At 67.8% G+C, this 21,586-nt stretch carries 23 protein-coding genes; 13 read left to right on the forward strand and 10 right to left on the reverse strand.

The features are described 5' to 3' along the window. Window positions 1-5 precede the first annotated feature (5 nt). From AAHB16_RS20775 to AAHB16_RS20810, 8 genes are all read left to right on the forward strand, one after another. Window positions 6-2,033: an acetyl/propionyl/methylcrotonyl-CoA carboxylase subunit alpha gene (locus AAHB16_RS20775; protein ID WP_150373105.1), complete on the forward strand. Its 2,028-nt coding sequence runs from the start codon at window positions 6-8 to the stop codon at window positions 2,031-2,033. A gap of 73 nt (window positions 2,034-2,106) precedes the next feature. After that, a complete protein-coding gene (locus tag AAHB16_RS20780; protein WP_150373104.1) occupies window positions 2,107-3,060 on the forward strand; it encodes a 2-hydroxyacid dehydrogenase in 954 nt (317 codons plus the stop codon). Window positions 3,061-3,089: 29 nt separating this feature from the next. Continuing rightward, window positions 3,090-4,019 carry a hydroxymethylglutaryl-CoA lyase gene (locus tag AAHB16_RS20785; RefSeq protein ID WP_342051870.1) on the forward strand — a complete coding sequence of 310 codons (930 nt, stop codon included), beginning with the start codon at window positions 3,090-3,092 and terminating at the stop codon, window positions 4,017-4,019. A gap of 28 nt (window positions 4,020-4,047) precedes the next feature. Further along, window positions 4,048-4,581, forward strand: a complete 534-nt coding sequence (locus tag AAHB16_RS20790) for a YbaK/EbsC family protein (protein WP_342051871.1) — start codon at window positions 4,048-4,050, stop codon at window positions 4,579-4,581. Next, a complete protein-coding gene (locus AAHB16_RS20795) occupies window positions 4,578-5,036 on the forward strand; it encodes a thioesterase family protein (protein WP_223851342.1) in 459 nt (152 codons plus the stop codon). Before AAHB16_RS20790 ends, AAHB16_RS20795 begins: the two co-directional genes overlap by 4 nt. A gap of 4 nt (window positions 5,037-5,040) precedes the next feature. Next, window positions 5,041-5,286 carry a DUF1289 domain-containing protein gene (locus tag AAHB16_RS20800; RefSeq protein ID WP_342051872.1) on the forward strand — a complete coding sequence of 82 codons (246 nt, stop codon included), beginning with the start codon at window positions 5,041-5,043 and terminating at the stop codon, window positions 5,284-5,286. Next, the gene (locus AAHB16_RS20805; protein ID WP_342051873.1) at window positions 5,283-6,206 is read left to right on the forward strand and encodes an MBL fold metallo-hydrolase; all 924 of its coding nucleotides are present in this window, start codon (window positions 5,283-5,285) and stop codon (window positions 6,204-6,206) included. Before AAHB16_RS20800 ends, AAHB16_RS20805 begins: the two co-directional genes overlap by 4 nt. A gap of 4 nt (window positions 6,207-6,210) precedes the next feature. Continuing rightward, window positions 6,211-6,750, forward strand: coding sequence for a GNAT family N-acetyltransferase (locus AAHB16_RS20810; RefSeq protein WP_223851341.1), 540 nt, complete (start codon window positions 6,211-6,213; stop codon window positions 6,748-6,750). Between the two features lie 11 nt (window positions 6,751-6,761). Here the strand turns inward: AAHB16_RS20810 and AAHB16_RS20815 are convergent, their stop codons facing one another. The 6 genes from AAHB16_RS20815 to AAHB16_RS20840 form a co-directional block, all read right to left on the reverse strand. Further along, window positions 6,762-8,927 carry a TonB-dependent receptor gene (locus tag AAHB16_RS20815; protein WP_150373095.1) on the reverse strand — a complete coding sequence of 722 codons (2,166 nt, stop codon included), beginning with the start codon at window positions 8,925-8,927 and terminating at the stop codon, window positions 6,762-6,764. A 185-nt stretch (window positions 8,928-9,112) separates the two neighbouring features. After that, a complete protein-coding gene (locus tag AAHB16_RS20820; protein ID WP_342051874.1) occupies window positions 9,113-9,571 on the reverse strand; it encodes a hypothetical protein in 459 nt (152 codons plus the stop codon). Further along, window positions 9,510-10,712 carry a GTP-binding protein gene (locus tag AAHB16_RS20825; RefSeq protein WP_342051875.1) on the reverse strand — a complete coding sequence of 401 codons (1,203 nt, stop codon included), beginning with the start codon at window positions 10,710-10,712 and terminating at the stop codon, window positions 9,510-9,512. The genes AAHB16_RS20820 and AAHB16_RS20825 overlap by 62 nt, the downstream gene beginning before the upstream one ends. A gap of 150 nt (window positions 10,713-10,862) precedes the next feature. Beyond that, window positions 10,863-11,549, reverse strand: a complete 687-nt coding sequence (dksA, locus tag AAHB16_RS20830) for an RNA polymerase-binding protein DksA (protein ID WP_223851339.1) — start codon at window positions 11,547-11,549, stop codon at window positions 10,863-10,865. A 406-nt stretch (window positions 11,550-11,955) separates the two neighbouring features. Then, window positions 11,956-13,032 (reverse strand): CobW family GTP-binding protein, encoded by a 1,077-nt coding sequence (locus AAHB16_RS20835; RefSeq protein ID WP_150373092.1) that lies wholly within the window; start codon window positions 13,030-13,032, stop codon window positions 11,956-11,958. Between the two features lie 38 nt (window positions 13,033-13,070). Next, the gene (locus AAHB16_RS20840) at window positions 13,071-13,574 is read right to left on the reverse strand and encodes a Fur family transcriptional regulator (protein ID WP_150373090.1); all 504 of its coding nucleotides are present in this window, start codon (window positions 13,572-13,574) and stop codon (window positions 13,071-13,073) included. A 323-nt stretch (window positions 13,575-13,897) separates the two neighbouring features. Here AAHB16_RS20840 and AAHB16_RS20845 point away from each other — a divergent pair, with 323 nt between their 5' ends. From AAHB16_RS20845 to AAHB16_RS20860, 4 genes are all read left to right on the forward strand, one after another. Beyond that, window positions 13,898-14,884 (forward strand): tripartite tricarboxylate transporter substrate-binding protein, encoded by a 987-nt coding sequence (locus AAHB16_RS20845; protein ID WP_150373089.1) that lies wholly within the window; start codon window positions 13,898-13,900, stop codon window positions 14,882-14,884. Window positions 14,885-15,021: 137 nt separating this feature from the next. Continuing rightward, entirely contained in the window at window positions 15,022-15,558 is a 537-nt protein-coding gene (gene hslV, locus AAHB16_RS20850) for an ATP-dependent protease subunit HslV (protein WP_150373088.1), read from the forward strand. 22 nt (window positions 15,559-15,580) lie between these two features. After that, window positions 15,581-16,912, forward strand: coding sequence for an ATP-dependent protease ATPase subunit HslU (gene hslU / locus AAHB16_RS20855; protein WP_150373086.1), 1,332 nt, complete (start codon window positions 15,581-15,583; stop codon window positions 16,910-16,912). Between the two features lie 220 nt (window positions 16,913-17,132). After that, window positions 17,133-17,567, forward strand: coding sequence for a hypothetical protein (locus tag AAHB16_RS20860; protein WP_150373085.1), 435 nt, complete (start codon window positions 17,133-17,135; stop codon window positions 17,565-17,567). A gap of 27 nt (window positions 17,568-17,594) precedes the next feature. Here the strand turns inward: AAHB16_RS20860 and AAHB16_RS20865 are convergent, their stop codons facing one another. Together AAHB16_RS20865 and AAHB16_RS20870 are read right to left on the reverse strand one after the other, a co-directional pair. Next, complete coding sequence (locus tag AAHB16_RS20865; RefSeq protein ID WP_150373083.1) at window positions 17,595-18,203, reverse strand: response regulator transcription factor; 609 nt, start codon at window positions 18,201-18,203, stop codon at window positions 17,595-17,597. Window positions 18,204-18,210: 7 nt separating this feature from the next. Continuing rightward, complete coding sequence (locus AAHB16_RS20870) at window positions 18,211-19,575, reverse strand: ATP-binding protein (RefSeq protein WP_342051890.1); 1,365 nt, start codon at window positions 19,573-19,575, stop codon at window positions 18,211-18,213. A 259-nt stretch (window positions 19,576-19,834) separates the two neighbouring features. On the opposite strand from AAHB16_RS20870, the gene AAHB16_RS20875 reads away from it, so the two are divergent. Beyond that, entirely contained in the window at window positions 19,835-20,332 is a 498-nt protein-coding gene (locus AAHB16_RS20875) for a copper chaperone PCu(A)C (protein WP_191002152.1), read from the forward strand. 15 nt (window positions 20,333-20,347) lie between these two features. On the opposite strand, the gene AAHB16_RS20880 is transcribed toward AAHB16_RS20875, so the two are convergent. Then, window positions 20,348-21,310, reverse strand: coding sequence for a LysR family transcriptional regulator (locus AAHB16_RS20880; RefSeq protein WP_342051876.1), 963 nt, complete (start codon window positions 21,308-21,310; stop codon window positions 20,348-20,350). 20 nt (window positions 21,311-21,330) lie between these two features. Continuing rightward, window positions 21,331-21,579 carry a cysteine-rich CWC family protein gene (locus tag AAHB16_RS20885; RefSeq protein WP_342051877.1) on the reverse strand — a complete coding sequence of 83 codons (249 nt, stop codon included), beginning with the start codon at window positions 21,577-21,579 and terminating at the stop codon, window positions 21,331-21,333. Between the last annotated feature and the right edge of the window lie 7 nt (window positions 21,580-21,586).

A 21,586-nucleotide genomic window follows, 5' to 3' on the forward strand; every position in this document is an offset into this window, starting at 1 on the left:
GAGCCATGTTTCAGAAGGTCCTGATCGCCAACCGCGGCGAGATTGCCTGCCGCGTGGCCGCCACGTGCCGCCGCCTGGGCATTCGCACGGTGGCGGTCTATTCCGACGCCGACGCGGAAGCGCGGCATGTCGCGTATTGCGACGAGGCGATTCATATCGGCGGCGCGGCCGCGCGTGACAGTTATCTGCGCGCGGACCACATCATCGAGATGGCCCGCGACGCGGGCGTGCATGCGATTCACCCGGGCTATGGGTTCCTGTCCGAGAACGACGCGTTTGCCGAGGCCTGCGCCGAGGCGGGCATGGTGTTCATCGGGCCGCCCGCGTCCGCGATTCGCGCGATGGGCAGCAAGAGCGCGGCCAAGCAGCTGATGGAGCGGGCCGGTGTGCCGCTGGTGCCCGGCTATCACGGCGAGGACCAGGATCCCGCGCTGCTGCGCGCGGAGGCCGATCGCATCGGCTATCCGGTGCTCATCAAGGCCAGCGCCGGCGGTGGCGGCAAGGGCATGCGCGTCGTCGAGTCCGGCGATGCGTTCGAGGCTGCGCTCGCGTCCGTGCGGCGCGAGGCGTCGGCGAGCTTCGGCGACGACAAGGTGCTCGTCGAGAAGTACCTCACGCGGCCGCGCCATATCGAGATCCAGGTGTTCGCCGACACGCATGGCAATTGCGTGTACCTGTTCGAGCGCGACTGCTCGGTGCAGCGCCGTCATCAGAAGGTGCTCGAGGAAGCGCCGGCCCCGGGCATGACCGAAGATCGCCGCCGCGCGATGGGCGAAGCCGCGGTGGCCGCCGCGCGCGCGGTGGGGTACGTCGGCGCGGGCACGGTCGAGTTCATCGCGAACCAGGACGGGTCGTTCTACTTCATGGAGATGAACACGCGGCTGCAGGTCGAGCATCCGGTGACCGAAATGATCACCGGGCAAGACCTCGTCGAGTGGCAGCTCCGTGTCGCCGCGGGCGAGCCGCTGCCGTTGACGCAGGAGCAGTTGCGCATCGACGGGCATGCGATCGAGGCGCGCATCTACGCCGAGAATCCCGAGAAGGGCTTTTTGCCATCGACCGGCACGCTGCGCTTCCTGCGCACGCCGCCGGCCGTGCAGTTCATGCGCGGTGGCGATGCGCATGGTCCCGCGGGTGTGCGCATCGACGCGGGCGTGCGCGAGGGCGATGCGATCAGCCCCTTCTACGACCCGATGATCGCGAAGCTGATCGTCTGGGGGCCGACGCGCGAGGCGGCGCTGGCACGCCTGTCGCAGGCGCTGGCCGGTTACCACGTGGTGGGGTTGTCGACGAACGTCGCGTTCCTGCAGCGGCTGGTGACCTCGCAGGCATTCCGCACGGCGGACCTCGACACCGGACTGATCGAGCGCAATCACGACGCGTTGTTTCCGCCCCCGCGCCCCGTGGGGATGGAAGCGGCCGCGCTCGCGGCGGCGGCGCTGCTCGCGCGCGAGGACGCCACGCGGCGCATCGACGCGAGCGATCCGCATTCGCCGTGGACCCATGCGGGCGCATGGCGGCTCAATGGCCGCGATGACCGCACGCTGCGGTTCAAATCCGGCAACGATGTGCTGGAGGTGGTGCTGCGCATCGAGTCGCGGCGCAAGACGCTGATCTTCATGGATCAGGCGACGCCGTTCGCGTACACGTTCCGCGCGGACGATATCCGCGTGGACATGGGCACGCGCCGCACGCATGGGCAGGTGCATCTGGAGGGCGACACGTTCCACGTGTTCCACGGCGGGCGCCACGCGGTGCTCGAATGGCTCGACCCGCTCGCGGTGTCGGACGCCGCGGAAGGCGAGGGCGGCAAGCTGACCGCGCCCATGCCGGGCAAGGTCATCGCGGTGATGGTCGAGCCGGGCGCGCAGGTCACGCGCGGCACGCCGCTGCTCGTCATGGAAGCGATGAAGATGGAGCACACGATCAGCGCGCCCGTGGATGGCGTGGTGGCCGAGGTGCTGTACGGCGTGGGGGAACAGGTGACGGAAGGCGCGCAGTTGCTGGCGTTTGCCGTACCCGAAACAGCGTAGCGGTGGGCTCGGTCCAATCCGAATCCATGCCAAAATCGCAGGCATCCCCTTACAACAATCACACGGAGTCGAGATGAAGTTGCAGTTGTACGTGCCGGACGGCCGCTATGCCCCCTGGATCGAAGGTTTCGCCGAGGCGTTGCCCGAGGCGCAGTGCCTGACCTGGGAGGAATCCCGCGATATCTCCAGCGACAAGCAGGTGGACTTCGCGGTCGTCTGGCGTCCCCCGGTCGAGATGCTGCGTGGCCGCACCGATCTGCGCGCCATCTTCAATCTCGGCGCCGGTGTGGACGGCATCCTGCGGCTGCGTGACAACGACGCGAATGCGTTGCCCGCGGGCGTGCCGATCGTCCGCCTCGACGACGCCGGCATGGCCGCGCAGATGGCCGAATACGTGAGCGCAGCCGTGCTGCGCGATTTCCGCAAGCTCGACGCCTACGCCGCGCAGGCCGCCGCCGGCACGTGGAAGTTCATCAAGCCCCACCGCCGCGCGGACTTCACGATCGGCGTGATGGGCATCGGCACGCTGGGCAGCCATATCGCCCGCACGCTGGCCCAGTTCGGCTTTCCCGTGCGCGGCTGGAGCCGTTCGCCCAGGCAGGTGGAGGGCGTGCAGGCGTTCCACGGCGAAGACGGCCGCGCCGCGTTCCTCGACGGCCTGCGCGTGCTCGTCAACGTGCTGCCGCTGACGCCGGACACCGAGAACATCATCGACGCCGATCTGCTGAAGCGTCTGGCACCGGGCGCCCACCTCGTCAACGTCGCGCGCGGCCAGCATCTGGTCGAGGCCGACCTCCTCGCCGCAGTGCAGTCGGGCCAGATCGGCGGCGCGACCCTCGATGTGTTCCGCGAAGAGCCGCTGCCGGCCGAGCATCCGTTCTGGAAGGAGCCGCGCATCACGATCACGCCGCATATCTCGGCGCTCACGCTGCGCGAGGACAGCATCGCGCAGATCGCCGGCAAGATCCGCGCGCTCGGCGAAGGACGCCCCATCGCGGGCATCGTCGATATCGACCGCGGGTACTGAACGCGACGCCCACCGAACAGGAGTTGGAGATGAACTTGCCGCAATACGTGAAGATCGTCGAAGTGGGCCCGCGGGACGGCCTGCAGAACGAGAAGGCGATGGTGCCGACCGATGTGAAGGTCGCGCTGATCAACCAGCTGTCGGACGCGGGCTTCGTGAATATCGAGGCCGCCTCGTTCGTCTCGCCGAAATGGGTACCGCAGATGGCCGACGGCGCCGATGTGATGGCGCGCATCCAGCGCCGTCCGGGCACGCTCTATTCGGTGCTGACCCCGAACATGAAGGGCTTCGAGGGCGCGGTGGCCGCGAGCGCCGACGAGGTGGTGATCTTCGGCGCCGCGAGCGAGGCGTTCTCGCAGAAGAACATCAACTGCTCCATCGCCGAATCGATCGCGCGCTTCGAACCCGTGGCCGCCGCCGCGAAGGAAGCGGGCGTCCGGCTGCGCGGCAGCATTTCGTGCGCGCTCGGCTGCCCCTATCAGGGCGAGGTGTCCGTGAGCGCGGTGGTCGATGTGGTACGCCGCATGCGCGAACTCGGCTGCGACGAGATCGATATCGCCGACACGATCGGCGTGGGCACGCCGGGAAAGGTGCAGGACGTGATGCGCGCCGCGGCGGCGGAGTTTCCGATCGACCGCCTGTCGGGCCATTTCCACGATACGTACGGCCAGGCGCTGTCGAACATCCTCGCGAGCCTCGAAGTGGGGATCGCGATCTTCCACGCGTCGGTGGCGGGCCTCGGCGGCTGCCCTTACGCAAAGGGTGCCACGGGCAACGTGGCCACCGAGGACGTGCTGTACATGCTGCACGGGCTCGGCCTGCACACCGGCATCGATCTCGAAGCCGTGGTGCGCACCGGCGGTTTCATCTCGCAGGCCATCGGCCGCGCGAACAGCTCGCGCGTGGGCAAGGCCCTGCTGACCAAGTGGGCGTCGGCGGCGGAAGCCACGTGCGTGTGAACCCATTCCTCTTCAGGAGAGCAGTGACATGAGCGAAACCTCCGGAACGTCGCAGGGACCCCTCCCGGAATCCGCGCAACGCGTGGCCGATCTGCTGGCCGGCATCGGCCACGACCGGCCCGTGGTGATGTTGCCCGCGACGGGCAGGACCTCGGCGGAGGCCGCGGCCGGCCTGGGCTGCTCCGTGGCGGAGATTGCCAAGTCGATCATCTTCCGCCGCGTGGCGGACGACGTGCCCGTGCTCGTGATCGCGAGTGGCAGCAATCGCGTCGACGAGGCCAAGGTGGCCGCGCGCGTGGGGGCGCTGGGCAAGGCCGATGCGCGTTTCGTGCGCGAGAAGACCGGATATGCGATCGGTGGCGTCTGCCCGATCGGCCACGCGGTGGCACCGGTGATGCTGCTCGACCGGGACCTGTTCCAGTACGAGAGCGTCTGGGCCGCCGCCGGCCATCCGCATGCGGTGTTCAACCTGACGCCGGCCCAGCTGCAGACGATGACGGGAGCCGAGGTGGCCGACGTCGCGCAGTTCGTGCAGCCGGTGAACGGCGAGGTGGCGTCGTGAGCGCCGGCGGCGCCGGCGGCTTGAGCGCGGCCAGCGGGCTGCGGCCCGGCATTGCGTTCGAGTGGCAGTACGTGGTGCCGCCGAAGGCCACCGTGCCGAACCTGTACGACGATATTCCCGGGTGTGCCGACATGCCCGACGTGCTGGCCACGGGGTATATGGTCGGCATCATGGAATGCGCGTGCCTGCAGATGCTGCGCGACTACCTCGACTGGCCGCGCGAGCAGTCGCTCGGCACGCTCGTGAACTTCTCGCATCTGGCCGCGACGCCGCCGGGCATGGCGGTGACGGTCAAGGGCGAGCTGGTTGCCGTCGAAGGCCGCAAGCTGCGGTTCGCGCTGACCGCGTGGGACGGCGAGGACAAGATCTCCGAGGGCGTGCACGAACGGCATCTGATCGACGCTGCGCGTTTCAACGACAAGATCGCGGCAAAAGCCGCGCGCATGACGGGCTGACGCCATGACCGTGTGCACGCGATCGCTGGCCGAACTGGAACACGCTGCCGACGCCGCGCTGACGGGCTCGCCCGTGCCGTCGCCGTGCATCAACGTCTGCCGCATGGATGCGGCCTCCGGCTACTGCGAAGGCTGCTTGCGCACGATCGACGAGATTGCGGCATGGTCCGGCGCGGACGACGCCGCGCGCCGCGCGATCTGGGCGGAGCTGCCCGATCGCCTGCGCTGGCTGCGGGAAACCGCGCCATGAGCACGCCGCCGCTCCCGCCGTCGTTACGTGTGCTGGAGCGCGGCTGGCTCTCGGCCAACAATGTCCTCACGTTCGACGAGGAGGATGGCGCCACGCTGATCGACAGCGGCTACGTCACGCACGCCTCGCAGACGGTGGCGCTCGTGGAAGCCGCGCTCGGCGGCCGGCCATTGCGCCGGCTCGTCAACACCCATCTGCATTCCGACCACTGCGGCGGCAACGCGAGCCTGCAGGCACGCTGGCAGCCGCACACGCGCATTCCGGCGGCGGAAGCGGACGCCGTGGCCGCGTGGGACGAGGAGGCGCTGTCGTATCGCGCCACGGGGCAGCAATGCGCGCGTTTTACGTTCGACGACGTGCTCGCCGATGGCGATGCGCTGCGGCTCGGCGGCATCGACTGGAACGTGGTGGGGGCGCCCGGGCACGATCCGCATGCGGTCATGCTGTTCGCGCCCGCCCACGGCATCCTGATCTCTGGCGATGCGCTGTGGGAGAACGGCTTCGGCGTGATCTTTCCCGAGCTCGATGGCGAGAGCGGGTTTGCCGAGCAGCAGGCGGTGCTCGCGCGGATCGCGTCGCTCGATGTGCGGGTGGTGATTCCCGGCCATGGTGCCGTGTTCACGGACGTCGCGGGCGCGCTCGAACGCGCGCGCGGCCGGCTCGCCTATCTGCGCGACGATCCGCTGCGCAATGCGACGAACGCGATCAAGGTGCTCGTGAAGTTCCGGATGCTGGCCGCGCAGCGGATGACGCGCGCGGCGTTGCTCGACTGGTTCGGCGCGACGCCGCTGATGTCGCGCATCCAGGCGCGCTACATGCCGGGCGAATCGCTCGCGGCGATCTGCGAGGATGCGCTGCGGGGACTTGTCCGCGTCGGAGCGCTTGCGGTCGATGGCGATCAGATACTGAACCGGGACTGACGCCATGCTGATGCCGCCGCTCAAGGCTCGCGACTTCCTGCTGCGGCCATTTCGTGCGAGCGATGCATCGCAGATGGTCGGCGCGGTACGCGAATCGATGGCGACGGTGGGCGTGTGGATGCCCTGGGCGTATCCCGACTATGGCCTCTACGACGCGCACGAGTGGTTTGCCCGCTGCGAAACCAATATGGAGGACGGCGTCGCGTTCGACGTCGGCGTGTTCTCGCCCGATGGGCGCGTGCTGTACGGCGGCGTCGCGATCAACCAGATCCGGCGCGAGGACAACCTGGGCAACCTCGGTTACTGGATCCGGCAATCGCGGCAGCGGCGCGGCATCGCGGCGGGTGCCGCGTCGATGATGGCGTGCCACGGTTTTCACGGGCTGGGGCTGACACGCATCGAGGTCGTGGCCGCGGAGGGAAACCTCGCCAGCCGCGCCGTGGCGGAGAAGATCGGCGCGCAATTCGAATGCATCGCGCGCAACCGGCTGATCCTGAACGGCCGCCCGATCGCGGCGGCCGTGTATTCGATGATCCCGGGTTGAGGCCTTCCCGGTCAGAACGTCGTCTTGAACCCCACCCGCACGCTCCGCCCCGCCAGCGGCGCGATATCCCGCAGGATCGACGTCGCGCTGCGCGCCTCGGTGTTGGTCAGGTTATCGCCTCGCAGATACACGAGCGTCTGCGTGCGCGAGACCTTGAACTTGTAGGTCAGCGCCACGCCGAGCATCGTATAGGCATCGCTGGGCGTATCGTCCGTCGGTACACGGCTCTGGCGCGCGTACCAATCGACGTTCACGCGCGCTCCCCAGGGGCCCGCCCCGTAGATCAGCGACCCGCCGAGACGCAGCGGCGACAGGCGCGGCAGTGCCTCGCCGGTGTCGCGATTCTCGCCATGCACGTAGTCCGCGCGCGCGGCAAAGTCCAGCGTATCGCTCGTGGTGAGCATCTTCTGGAGCAGGCGCGTCTTGCCCTCGGCCTCGAAGCCCCACAACGTGGCCGGCACACCGAGGTACTGGAACACGGGCAACGCACCGTTGCCCGCCGGCGCGGCATTGCCTTCTTCGTCGCGGAACTGCCCGGAGTTCACGAGCGCGAGGTAGTTCTGGAAGCGGCTGTAGTAGCCCGTGACGCTACCGCTATGCGGCCCCTGGTTGAAGCGCAGCCCGAGGTCGATCGACGTGGCGCGTTCCTTGTTCGCATTGGGATCGCCCACCTCGAACGTGCCCGTGGCCAGGTGCGGCCCGTTGGCATAGAGCTCGTAGAACGTCGGCGCGCGCTCCGTGTACGACAGGTTGCTGGTCACGGACCAGACCGGGTTGACCTTGTACAGCAGACCCGCCGACGCGCTGCCCGCGTTGAAGGTCCGCTCGGCATCGGCGAAACGATCGCTGCCATTCGCGCTGGCCTTCACCGTCGTGTGGTCGAGGCGACCGCCGAGGTTCAGCTTGAGGTCGCCGGATGCCGTCAGCGGCAGTTCCTCGAACACGAACACCGCGGCATTGTCGGTACGCGTGCTCGGCACGAACGCTTCCTCGCCGAGCGCGGAGAAGTCGGTGTGCCCGAACTGCGTGCCGATCACGCCCGTCATGTTGCCGATCTTGCCGTGCTTGGCCTCCAGCCGCGCATCCCAGCCATGGCTCTTGAACGTGGTGCCCGTCTCGCCGTCCTCGATCTCGCGATGCTCGTAGTCGGTGTAGCTGAAGTTGCCCTTGACCGACTCGATGATGCCGCCCGTGGCATTGGACAGATTGCGCGCCTCGCCCGCGACGCCAAAGCGGTCCTGCCGCATCTTGATGCGCGCGTCGGCTTCGGCCGGCGTGCCGTAGTCGTTGCGATACGTCGAGTAGTCGGCCCCGATAAAGCCGTCGGCCCACGTGTACGAACCGCCGAGCGCGCCGCCTTCCTGATGCGCGTTGGTGTTGGGGATATGGCCGTAGCTCTCCGTTTCCCCTTCGGGGAGCGGCTGCGTGGCGCGCGCGTTGCCGCTGCGCGCGAAGCCCGGAATCTTGAGGTCGCTGGTCTGCCGCACGAACGCGTCGGCATGCACGGCGAACCTGCCGTTGCCGGCCTCGATCAGGCCGCTCGCATTGCGGCCCTTGTCGCCGCCGATGGTCGCGCTCGAATCGACCGCGCCGGACACGCCCGTGATCGGGTCCTTCGGAATACGGTTGTCGATCACGTTGACCACGCCGCCGAGCGCGTTGCCGCCGTACATCAGCGCGGCCGGGCCACGCACGACCTCGATGCTCTCCGCCACGAGCGGATCGATGGGCACCGCGTGGTCATAGGACAGCGTGGAAGCGTCGATCGTGGACCCGCCGTTCTGCAGCACCTTGATGCGGTCCGCGTCGAGGCCGCGAATGATCGGGCGGCTCGCGTTCGGGCCGAAGTAGCTCGACGAGACGCCGGGCAGGGTGTTCAGCGTTTCGCCGAGCGTGCTGTCGGCGCGCACGGTCAGCGCATCGCCGCCAAGCGTGGAGACGGGCGCCACGAGGTCGTTGAGGTCGCTGCCGAGCGGATTGGCGGTGACGACGACGGGCTTGAGCACCTGCGGTGCCGGTGCGGGCGTGCTGGCCGGCGCCGTGGGGGCGGCGGGCGCGGCATCCTGCGCGAACGCGTGCGCGGAGACGACCAGCGCCGCGACGGCGGCGGCGGGCTTGAGGGGAGACTTGCGCGCGGAGAGGCGGCGCGCGCGCGGGAGTTTGTTCTTGTGAGACATGGCTCGCGATTCGGTTTTTGTCACGACCGTGGCACGACGGATGGCACTGCACGCGCACGACGGCGGACGACGGGCGTCGACACGACGGCGGTGCGCCCCGGCAGGGCACACGTGGCATGGCACGTGGAATATGGCTGGAGCCCCGGCGCGGCGGCCGGCAAATCAGGGCCGCGGACCGTGGCGGGTCAGACGAACGCGAGCGGCGCCGGTGGGGCGCGCGAATGGAAGGGGTGACGGGCGGGAAGATCGGGCCAGCGCCACGCAAGCGCGGCGGGCTTGACCGGTTTGCCGAAACGCAGCATGGGCAGCGTGACGGTACCGAAGTGCGTGTCGGCCACGGTCGCGCCATCGAACAGCACGCAGGAATGGCCGGCGATTTTCAGCGCAAGCGGATGCACATGGGCGTCCTGCCCCTGTCCCGCCACGACGGCGGAGAGGGTCAGCGGGGTGTTGAGCAGCCCGCCGTGCACCACGCGGTGCACGAGGCCTGCCTGCTGCGCGAGCAGCAGGCACAGCACCAGCCACAGCGCGGTCCAGAGACCGAGGCCGCGGTGGCGCCAGCGCGCAAGAAGTTGGCCCGCGTCAGTGCGCATGGCCACAGCCGCACTGATCGTCGTGATCATGATCGTGGTCGTGATCGCCATGGCCATGGCCATGATCGTCATGGTCGCCATGGTCGCCATGGTCGCCATGGTCGTGACCGTCGTCCCAGGCCGGGAACGGATCGGCATAGGCGGCCCACGCCTCGGGACCCTCGGCCACTTCCGCATCGGTCAGCAGGCACGCGTCGAGCAATGCCGACAGCGCGGCCGCATCGAGATCGCGCCCGATCAGCACGAGTTCCTGACGGCGGTCGCCGAACGGATCTTCCATCTCGGCCTCGATCTCCGCGCGCGCATCGGCGTCCTGCGGCCAGTCGGTGTCGTCGAGCGAGGCCCACCATGCGCCGGCACCGCCGGGTCGGCAGACGCCACCGGCCTGCGCCCAGTCGCCGGCCATGTCCATGCGCGACGCCAGCCAGAACAGGCCCTTGGAACGCAGCACGTCGCCGTGCTCGCGCATCCATTCGGTGTGGATCAGATCGGCGAATCGTTGCGGATGAAATGGGCGCCGGCGCCGATAGACGACGGCACCGATACCGTCTTCGGCGGGCAGGGCTTCGCCGCGCAGGGCCAGCTGCCAGCCCGTGTTCGCGAACGTCGTGTCGACATCGAAGCGGCCGGTGTCCAGCACATGCGCGGCCGGCACGGCGCCGCGGATCGTCTCGACGAGATCGGCGCGCGGGTTGAGCGCGCGCAACAGCGCACGGGCGCGGGCGAGCGTATCCGCATCGGCCTCGTCGGTATGGTTCAGCACGAGCACGTCGCAGCCTTCGATCTGCTCCACGAGCACATCGACCACTGTGCGGTCGTCGCCGGCCTCGGCCAGGCCGCGATCGGCGAGAAAATCCGCGTCGTGCCAGTCGCGCAGCAGCGTCGCGGCATCCACGACGGTGACCAGCGTATCGAGCCGGTAGCCGGCCCCGGCATCGTCATGGCCGTGCGCATCCTCGAAGGCGAAGAGTTCGGCGATCGCGAGCGGCTCCGAACTGGCGTCGGTCTCGACGATCACGGCATCGTGGCCGCCCGCTTGCGCCAGGCGTTCCACCTCGGTCAGCAGGTCCGGCCCGTCGGCGAGCGCCGCCACGCGCAGGCCATCGGCATGGGCGCGAACGTGGTCGAGCAGGGCGGTCTTCCCGGCACCGGAGAATCCGGACAATACGGTGACGGGCAGGCGATCGGCCATGATGCGGGATGTAATTGCAACAAAGTTGCGACTGTATCAGAAACGCCGCCGTGAGGACAGTCACGCACGGCGCTTCCCCATGGTAGGACATCGCGTAAACACAAACGGCCCGGATGATCCGGGCCGTAGGTCAGTGCGATCCGGGAGGGCTCAGTCCCCGAACAGCTTCTGGCGCAGCTCGCGGCGCTGCTGCGCTTCCAGCGAGAGCGTCGCGGTCGGACGGGCCAGCAGGCGCGGCACGCCGATCGGCTCGCCGGTTTCCTCGCACCAGCCGTAGTCGCCGGACTCGATGCGCTGGAGCGACTGTTCGACCTTCTTCAGCAGCTTGCGCTCGCGATCGCGCGTGCGCAGCTCGAGCGCATGCTCTTCCTCGATCGTCGCGCGATCCGCCGGATCCGGCACGATGACCGTTTCGCGCAGGTGTTCGGTGGTCTGGTCGGCGTTCTTGAGAATTTCGTCGCGAAGCTGCTCAAGGCGATTCTTGAAGAAGGCCAACTGCGCCTCGTTCATGTAATCCTTGTCGCTCATCTTCAGGATTTCAGCTTCAGTCAGAAGTTTGTTGCTGCTCATGGTTGCTGCTGATTCTCTTGTTGATGCGACCGGCGGCGTCTCCGTCCGCTCGGGTGCGGTGGCCGCCCGCTTGCGCGGTGCGGTCGTTTCACTCTGGCTGGCTGCAGTCTTGCTGCTTCGCGTGCCTCCCTTGGCCTCCCCCGCCTCGGCCTGCGCCGTACTGCCACGTGGAGTCGGCGTTGCCTTCGCAGGCTGCGCCTTTGGTGTCGCTGCCGCGGCAGTAACAGTCTTGCTGCGGCTTTCCTTGGTTTTTGTTGCGGCTGTCATGGGGACACCTCTCTCTCTCGCGTCGGGTAAGTGACGTTTAGTGACGTTACATCACGCAAAGCAAACACGCAAAACGTAACGCGGCGCGAACCGGAGGTGCCTCACGGCGGATTGGCGGTCTCCGCACGAAGCACTGCGACCGCACCTGCAGGCGGCCCGCCTCGTGTAGACGACGACCCGCCGCCCTGCCAATACGGGTAACGGCTCAAAGGTGCGCCGCCCGTATCAAATCCGGCTTATTGTACTTGAACAAATTTTTCGGAGATATGGGAGAAAGCCGGACAAGCGCACAGGATTTTTCCCGATGACCGCCGGGCCCCCATGTGACGGGACAGGCAGAAAAGGACAAAAGGGGGCATCGCCACTGGCGAAGCCCCCCGGTCGGATGGTGCCGGATGCCGTCAGGTCAGGCCAGGCAGCTTTCGAGCCCCTTCAGGATCGCCTCGCGCGGCAGATCCACACCGATGAACACCATCTTGGTGACCGGCGTCTCGTCGGCCCACTTGGCGCCGATATCGCTGCCCATCAGCTGGTGCACGCCCTGGAACACGACCTTGCGGTCCACCCCATCCATATAGAGCACGCCCTTGTAGCGCAGCAGCTTCTCGCCATAGACCGACAGGATGCCCGACAGGAATTCCTCGAGCTTGCCGTAGTGGAACGGCTTGTCGCTGCGGAACACGAACGAGGCGATGCGGTCGGTGTGGTGGTGATGATGGTGGTGGTCGTGCGCGTGACCGTGGCCATGGTCGTGATGGTCGTGGCCGCAGTGCTCGTCATGCACGTGGCCATGATCGTGGTCATGGTCGTGGTCGTGATCGTCGGCGCGCAGGAAGTCGGGGTCGATCTCGAGCTTCTCGTTGAGGTTGAAGCCACGCAGGTCGAAGATCGTGTCGATCGGCGCTTCACCGAAATGCGCGGTGCGGATCGGCGCGCGCGGATTCATGTGGAGCAGGCGGTGGCGCAGGTCGGCCACCTCCTTTTCGTCGACGAGGTCCGATTTGGTGATGAAGATCGCATCGGCAAAGCCGACCTGGCGCTGCACCTCTTCCTGCTTGTCGAGCTGCATGTTGGCGTGCTTCGCGTCGACGAGCGTGATCACCGCATCCAGCAGATAGCGCGCGGCGATTTCCTCGTCCATGAAGAACGTCTGTGCGACCGGGCCCGGATTGGCCACGCCCGTCGTCTCGATGACGACGCGGTCGAAGTCGAACTCGCCCGCGTCGCGGCGCGTGAGCAGATCGGACAAGGCCTGCACGAGGTCCCCGCGGATCGTGCAGCAGATGCAGCCGTTGCTCATCTGCACGATCTGTTCGCGGCCATCCTGCACGAGGATTTCGTTGTCGATGTTCTCCTCGCCGAATTCGTTCTCGATCACGGCGATCTTCATGCCGTGCTGTTCGTTGAGAATTCGCTTGAGCAGCGTCGTCTTGCCGCTGCCGAGGAAGCCGGTCAGGATCGTGACCGGGATCATTTTGGACATGTTGTTCTCCGAGTCCGATAGATAAATCGATGCCGCCTTCAGTGCGCGTGCGCGCCGGCCTCGATGCGTTTGCCGCATTCGGCGCAGACGCCGTTGACGGTCAGCTCCACGTGCTCGACGGCAAAACCGCTCGGCACCTTCGGCGTGGCCACGCGCGGCGGCGCGCCCGCGGCTTCGAGGCAATAGGTGCGGTCGCACCGCGTGCAATGGAAGTGGCTGTGCTGGCGGTGCACCTGCGCGCGCGCGGCCTCGTGCTCGACGAGGCTGAAGCGGAAGACGCGGTCGTTGCCCGCGCGCTTCTGCGCGATGCCCTGCTCGACCAGCCAGTCGAGCACGCGGTAGACGGTGACGCGGTCCACGCCGGCCTCGGCGGGCAGGGTGTCGATCACGGCCTGGTGCGTCATGGCGTCGTCGCTGCCGATCAGGCACGCCAGGATGGCCACGCGCGGCTGCGTCACGCGAGCGCCGAGCAGGCGCAGACGCTCCTGCGCGACGTCGTGCGGAGCGGCCTGAGGCGCGGAATGCAAAGTGGGGCGGGTCATGCGGGCCATTTAACCATAGGGCCCCCTTCGATGCAATTCAGTTGCGGAAGCGCATCCGCGACCGCGTGCTCCGAATGCGCCGTCCAGATGTGCGTTTCTCGCGGGTTAACCCCGCTACCTGCGCGTTGTTCGCGGCGGCTAACATCCACCTCCGGCTCCGCCTGTACGCGGGGCTGGTGGCCGCCTTCCACCCATACATTTTGCCGATGGTCACTCGTGCGCTTCCGATATGGATCGCACGACCGGAAAGATCCGCAACACGCGGGCGTCCGACGGCAAACGGCGGTCTCGAGGCACTGGAGCAGGGAATACAGGAGAGCATGATGAAACGAGTTGCAGTACATTTCGCGGCCGCGCTGGCAGTTGCCGGCGTGGTGGCATCGACGGGTACGTTCGCGCAGGATTTCCCGGGCAGCAAGCCCGTGCAGGCCGTGGTGCCGTTCGCGGCCGGCGGCCCGACCGACAAGGTCTCCCGTGAACTCACGGCGATCATGTCCAAGCATCTGGGCACCACGATCGTGATCGAGAACCTCGGTGGCGCCGGCGGCACCATCGGCGCCAAGAAGGTCGTGCAGGCCAAGAACGACGGCTACACCATCCTGATCCACCATATCGGCATGTCCACGGCACCGGCGCTGTACCGGAACCTGGGCTTCGACCCGCTCAAGGACTTCGAGATGGTCGGCGAGATCGCCGACGTGCCGATGGTGATGGTCGGCAACAAGAACCTGCCGCCGGCCACGTTCAAGGAACTGCTGCCGTACGTGAAGGCCAATGCCAGCAAGCTGTCGCTGGCCAACGCCGGTATCGGCTCGGCCTCGCACCTGTGCGGCCTGCTGTTCCAGAGCGCGATCCAGACCGAACTGACCACCGTGCCCTACAAGGGCACCGCGCCGGCGCTGACCGATGTGCTGGGCGGCCAGGTCAACCTGATGTGCGACCAGACGACCAATATCGCCGGCCAGCTGAAGGCGGGTTCGCTGAAGCCGTACGCGGCCATGCAGCAGCGTCGCGTGGAAGCGTTCAAGGACATTCCGACCGCGGCCGAACAGGGCCTGCCGGGCGTGGAAGTCAAGATCTGGCACGCGATGTACGCGCCGAAGGGCACGCCGAAGGCCGTGATCGACAAGCTGTCGGCCGCGCTGCAGAAGTCGGTAACCGATCCGACGTTCCGCGCCAAGATGGCGGAACTCGGTGCCGAGGCCGTGCCGGCCCAGCGCGCCACGCCGGACTCGCTGCGCGTGTTCCTCGCGTCGGAAATCGACAAGTGGACGCCGGTCATCAAGAAGGCGGGCGTCTACGCGGACTGAGCGCCGACGCTGCAACACCAAAGGCCATGCCGCGAGGCATGGCCTTTTTTTTGTGCCTATATTGGGAATTTCGCGTCCCCCTTGAAAGCCGCGCCGGTGGCGCCACCTACCGACCTGACAGACATCAACGAGGCACCATGGAACAGTATCACGGCACTACCATCGTCAGCGTCCGCCGCGGCAACCAGGTCGCGCTGGGCGGTGATGGCCAGGTCACTCTGGGCAATATCGTCATGAAGGGTTCGGCGCGCAAGGTGCGCCGTATCTACAACGGCAAGGTGCTGGTCGGGTTTGCCGGCAGCACGGCCGATGCGTTCTCGCTGCTGGACCGCTTCGAGGCCAAGCTCGAAAAGTACCAGGGCAACCTGACCCGCGCGGCGGTGGACCTCGCCAAGGACTGGCGCTCGGACCGCGCGCTGCGCCGGCTCGAGGCCATGCTCATTACCGCGGACAAGGACACCACGCTCGTCATTACCGGCAACGGTGACGTGCTCGACCCCGAAGGCGGCATCGCGGCCATCGGCTCGGGCGGCGTGTACGCGCAGTCCGCCGCCAAGGCGCTGATGGAGAACACCGACCTGTCCGCGAAGGACGTGGTCGAGAAGTCGCTGACCATCGCCGGCGAACTCTGCATCTACACGAATACCAATTTCGTCATCGAGACGCTCGAGTAAGCGTCGCTCTGAACGGATTCCCATGTCGCATACCATGACCCCGTCGGAAATCGTTTCCGAACTCGACAAGCACATCATCGGCCAGAACAAGGCCAAGAAGGCCGTGGCCGTGGCGCTGCGCAACCGCTGGCGCCGCCAGCAGGTTCAGGACCCGCTGCGCCAGGAAATCACGCCGAAGAACATCCTGATGATCGGACCGACCGGCGTCGGCAAGACCGAGATCGCGCGCCGCCTGGCCAAGCTGGCCGACGCGCCGTTCATCAAGATCGAGGCGACCAAGTTCACGGAAGTGGGCTACGTCGGCCGCGACGTCGATACGATCGTGCGCGATCTGGCCGAGATGGCCGTGAAGCAGACGCGCGAGTCGGAGACCAAGAAGGTCCGCACCAAGGCGGAAGACGCCGCCGAGGACCGCCTGCTCGACGTGCTGCTGCCCCCGCCGCGCGATATCGGCTTCGCGCAGGGCGAGGACAAGGACTCGAACACGCGCCAGGCGTTCCGCAAGAAGCTGCGCGAGGGCTCGCTCGACGACAAGGACATCGAGCTCGAGGTGGCCGCGGGCGCGCCGAGCATGGACATCATGGGGCCGCCGGGCATGGAGGACATGACCGAGCAGATCCGCACGATGTTCGCCGGGCTGGGCCAGGGCAAGAAGCATCGCCGCAAGATGAAGGTCAAGGAAGCGTTCAAGCTGCTGATCGACGAAGAGGCCGCGAAGCTCGTCAATGAAGAGGAGCTCAAGCTCAAGGCCATCGCCAACGTCGAGCAGAACGGCATCGTGTTCCTCGACGAGATCGACAAGATCGCGAGCCGCAGCGACGTGGGCGGCGGCGAGGTGTCGCGCCAGGGCGTGCAGCGCGATCTGCTGCCGCTGGTGGAAGGCACGACCGTGAACACGAAGTACGGCATGATCCGGACCGACCATATCCTGTTCATCGCATCGGGCGCGTTCCATCTGTCGAAGCCGAGCGACCTGATTCCCGAACTGCAGGGCCGCTTCCCGATCCGCGTGGAACTGGAATCGCTGTCGGTGCAGGACTTCGAGGCCATTCTCACGCAGACCGACGCGAGCCTGACCAAGCAGTACCAGGCCCTGCTCGCCACCGAAGAGGTCGATCTGAAGTTCGCGCCGGACGGTATCCGCCGCCTGGCCGAGATCGCGTTCTCGGTCAACGAGAAGGTCGAGAACATCGGCGCGCGCCGCCTGTACACGGTCATGGAGCGCCTGCTCGAGGACCTGTCGTTCAACGCGGGCAAGTCGTCGGGCCAGACCGTGACGATCGATGCCGCGTATGTCGAAGAGCGCCTGGGCGACCTCGCCGGCAACGAGGACCTGTCGCGCTACGTGCTGTAAGCCACGGTGCGTTCCCGCTTCGCACGGAAGCGGGAACGCGGCGGCATCGTACGCGAAGGTACACGAATGCACGGGAACCACCGCGTCCGGTAAGCTTCGTAAAACTTGGTAAGTCCACTGGCGCACATGGCCCACGGATGAGACGCTTGCGCACCTTCAATGGTAACGAGCGTCGATGGGAGCGACCCGCATCTCATCGAGACGACTCCGGGGAGCATTCATGTCGCGCAATCTGTTCTACAAACGCAATCAGGTTCGAACGCGCCGCGTCGCGCTGGCCTCGGCCATGCTGCTGGCCGCGCTGACGGCCGCCACCGTGTTCCTGTGCGTGCGTCCGATGGTGACGCCCGCCAATGCCAGCACGGCAGCGCCCGAGGCCTCGGCCGGCGCCACGACGATCACGCTGCCGCTGCCTTCGACGATCCCTTCCACGATTCCCACCGATCTGCCCGCCTCGGCGCCGGCGGTCGTGGATCCGCGCGCGGGCAAGTCCGCCGACGCGGGGTCGTCAGCCGCGATGGCCACGATGGCGATGGATGCGGGCAAGCTCGTCACGCTGGCCGACCGCCACGCGAGCGATGCGCTGCGCATCGCCTCGGAGGCCAACGGCGCGCACGACGATCTGGGCTGGGACTACGTGCAGCTGCGCCTGTAAGCCGAACCCGTCGGGCGCGGCCACCGGTCAGCGCTGCACGGGACGCTTCCCGAGCTTGCGCTGGAGCGTGCGCCGATGCATGTTCAGCGCGCGCGCCGTCGCGGAAATATTGCCGTTGTGCTCGGTGAGCACGCGCTGGATATGCTCCCACTCGAGCCGAGCCACCGATAGCGGCACCGGTTCCTCGAGCGCGGCCTCGGCCGCATCTTCCGAGATCCCCGCCATCAGCGCGGTCAGGATCGAATCCACGTTGGCCGGCTTGGCCAGATACTCGTCCGCCCCCTGCTTCACGGCCGCCACGGCCGTGGCGATGCTCGCATATCCCGTCAGCACGAGGATGCGCGCGTCGGGCAACGCCGTGCGCAGCGGCGCCACCAGATGCAGTCCCGATTCCGCCGGCGCGGTGCCGGCCGCTTCCGCGGGCGGCCCCAGATGCAGGTCCAGCGTGACGTACGCGAACGCGGTGCGCGCGGCCAGCGCGAGCGCGGTGGCGCCGTTGTGCGCGACCTGTACCGCATAGCCGCGGCGCGTGAGCGCGCGCGACAGCGTGCCCGCGAACACCTCGTCGTCATCGACGACCAGGAAGGGCGTGCCGGCCAGGGGATCCACGGGAACGATTGCGGGAGCGTCGGTCATTGCGGCTTTACGTTTGGAGTTCGGACGGCGAGGCGTCGAGGTCGGGGGTCGTGACGGCGAGGGGCAGGCGCAGTTCGGCGACGGTACCGCCGCCGGGGTTGTCGTGCCACGCCAGTTGTCCGCCAAGCTGGCGCGCGGCGCTCTGTGCCAGGTACAGGCCGATGCCCTGGCCGCCATGCGTGCTCGCGACGGGGGCTTCGCCGAGGCGGGCGCGGATGGCCGGGGGAATGCCCGTGCCGCGGTCGGTGACGCAGCACGAGAGCTCCGGCAGGCCCGCACCCTCGTGCGCGCCGCGATGGTCCTGCACGAGCGACAGGTCGAGCCGCAGCGCGGGCGCCGCATGCATCGCGCGGCCCGCCGCCTGCTGGCTGCGCGCGGCGTTGTCGAGCAGGATCGTCAGGATCTGCCCCACGCGCGCGACGTCCACCGCGTGCCGCGCGGCCTCGGCGCTGGCGACCGCGCGCAGCGTGGCCTGCGGATGCCGCAGCTGCCAGCGTTCCGCGAACGCGGCCAGCCACGTGCCGATGCGCTGCGGCGCCAGCGTGGCGTGGTCTTCGCGAAGGCGCGCGAGAATCGAGCGGCACAGGTCGAGCTGCTGTTCCATCGTGCGCAGGTCCGGCAGATAGCCGGCGATCGCGGTGTTGCCGCGGCCGGCATCGTCCGCGTCCGCGCGCAGCTCGCCCGCGATCACCGCGAGCGTGGCCAGCGGGGTGCCGATCTCGTGCGCGACCGCGGCGGCCTGGTTGTTCAGTGCCTCCACGCGCGCTTCGCGCAGCAGCTGTTCGCGCGCGAGATTCAGCTCGGCGTCGCGCTGGCGCAGCACGCCCGAGAGCCGCGCGACGAAGAACGCGATCATCACCGCGCTGGCCACGAAGTTGAGCCACATGCCCGCGAGGTGATAGTTCACCGCGTTGTCGGGGTTGTGCAGGTTCAGCGGCACGTACTCGAGCAGCAGTAGCGAATAGCACGCGAGCGCATAGAGCGCGAGCGCCGCGACGAGGCGCCAGGGCAGGATGGCCGCGGCGATCGCCAGGCCCGGCAGATAGAACGAGACGAACGGATTGGTCGCGCCGCCCGTGAAGAACAGGATGGCCGAGAGCGCGGTCAGGTCCACCATCATCTGCGCCATCAGCTCGGCGTCGGCCGGTGCGCCGCTGCGCGCGGCCAGTCCGCGCAGCCGCAGCGTGGTGAGCAGATTGAACAGCGTCTGCAGGCCGAACAGCAGCAGCAGCGGCTTGTACGGCAGGATGATGCCCGCCACGGACTCGCACGAGACGAGCAGCAGCGCCTGCCCCGCGAGCAGGGCCCACCGCAGCCGCGACAGACGCCTCAGGCTGACCAGGCTGTGACGCTCGGGAACGACGCCGGGCATGGAGAGCCACGTGGCGAGGGAGGGCGGGAACAAGTTCGTGATCACTGGAATGGAGGAACGGGCGCGGGGCACGCTCGGCCCATGACGCGAGTGTAACAATGCCATCGCACCGCTTTGGCGGATGCGACACCGTGCCGCATTCTGACGTATCCCGCGCGCTGCCAGACTATGCGGTTCGACGATGGTCCCCATGCCCTGACGCCGGGCGGGAGGCCGTGGTCTCATGGTCTAATGTCTGCTTTCCATGGAGACGTACAAGATGCAAGCCTTTCCCCGCGCGGCGTTGGCCGTGATGTCTGCCGCCGCGCTCTTCGCCAGCGGCGCGGCCTTCGCCCAGGTCGATGTCACCAACGCCTGGGTGCGTGGCACGGTGCCCGCGCAGACCGCCTCGGGCGCGTTCATGACCATTCACGCGCACGACGCCGCGAAGCTCGTGGGCGTGTCGTCGCCGGTCGGCACCGCCGAGCTGCACGAGATGAAGATGGAGAACAACGTGATGCGCATGCGTCCGGTCGGTTCGCTCGATCTGCCGAAGATGCAGAACGTCGAGCTCAAGCCCGGCGGGTATCACGTGATGCTGATGGACCTGAAGACGCAGCTGAAGGCCGGCGACAAGGTGCCGCTGACGCTGAAGATCGAGCAGGGCGGCAAGGTCGTCGAACAGCGTGTGACCGCCGAGGTGCGCGACCTGACCGCGCAGGCGGCGCAGCCGGGTGCGCCCGCGGGCGGCATGGCCCACGGCGACCATAAGCATTGATCAGCCCGGCACCGGTCAGCCCCGGAGGCTGATCGGCGCCTCGGCCGGCGACTGGCCGGCCTGCGCGACGAGCGCGGCCGCCTGCGCCACACGTTCGCGCAGCCATGTGTGGCCGGGATCCGCCTCGGCGCGCGCGTGCCACAGCATGCTGCAGGTAAAGTCCGGCAGTGCATCGGACTTGAACGGCGGCGCGAACACCGCGTAACGCGCGTCGTCCTCGATGGCCGCCAGCGTGCGGCGCGCGGTGGTCAGCACGAGGTTGGTCCCCGCGATCAGCGCGGGGGCGACGCTCCAGTGCGGAACCGTGCAGGCGATCTTGCGGCGGCCGCCGAGCTTCGCCACGGCGGTATCGATCGCGTCCATGGGCTCGCTGGCATTCGCCACCAGCACGTGCGAACGCGCGAGGTAGGCCACCTGATCGAGCCGGCCGTTGTCGCGCACTGTCGCGGCATCCACCACACAGGCATACCCATCCTCGAACAGCGGTGTCTCCCGCACGCCTTCGGGCCGGTAGGCGAACACGCCGATGGCCAGGTCCGCCTCGCCGTCCGCCACCTGCGCGGTCATCGCTTCGCGGCTGGCCTGCGACACCGTCAGATCGACGTTCGGCGCGGCCTTGCGCAGCGTGCGCAGCAGATGCGGGAGCACCACGAGCGCCCCGTAGTCGGACATCGCGAGCCGGAACGTACGGCGCGCGGTGGATGGCTGGAAGCTCGTGGGGCCGAGCAGGATGCGCACCTGCGCGAGGGCCTCGGCGAGCGGTGCCGCCAGTTCATGCGCGCGCGGCGTCAGCACGAGGCCGCCCTGGCCACGCACGAGCAGGGGATCGTCGAGCAACTGGCGCAGCCGGCCCAGCGAATGGCTGACCGCGGGCTGGCTCAGCTGCAGCCGCAGCGCCGCGCGCGAGATATGGCGTTCCGCGAGCAGTGCCTCGAGCACGACGAGCAGGTTGAGATCGATTCCGCGCAGGCTGTTCATATTTATTCGTCGGACGAATGTCAGGTTAGTCTTGTGCGATTGTGACATTCGTCCGGACGATTTACCAGCGCGGCTTTCCTTTTCCGCAGGCAATCGGGGCACAGGCACAGCTGGTCCGGCACGAGTCCGCTGGCGGGCAGGAACGGCTCCTGCGCGCACCAGCAGGTGGAGAGCCCGGCGACGTAGCCGCACACGAACGCCGCGCCGCACTGGCTGCAGCGGCTGGCCAGTGCCTCGGGAACCGTGGCGGTGTGGGTGGGGTCGGTCATAGGTGGT

The sequence above is a fragment of the Cupriavidus sp. OTU4054 genome (genome assembly GCF_038440175.1).
Classification (GTDB): Bacteria; Pseudomonadota; Gammaproteobacteria; order Burkholderiales; family Burkholderiaceae; genus Cupriavidus; species Cupriavidus pauculus_D.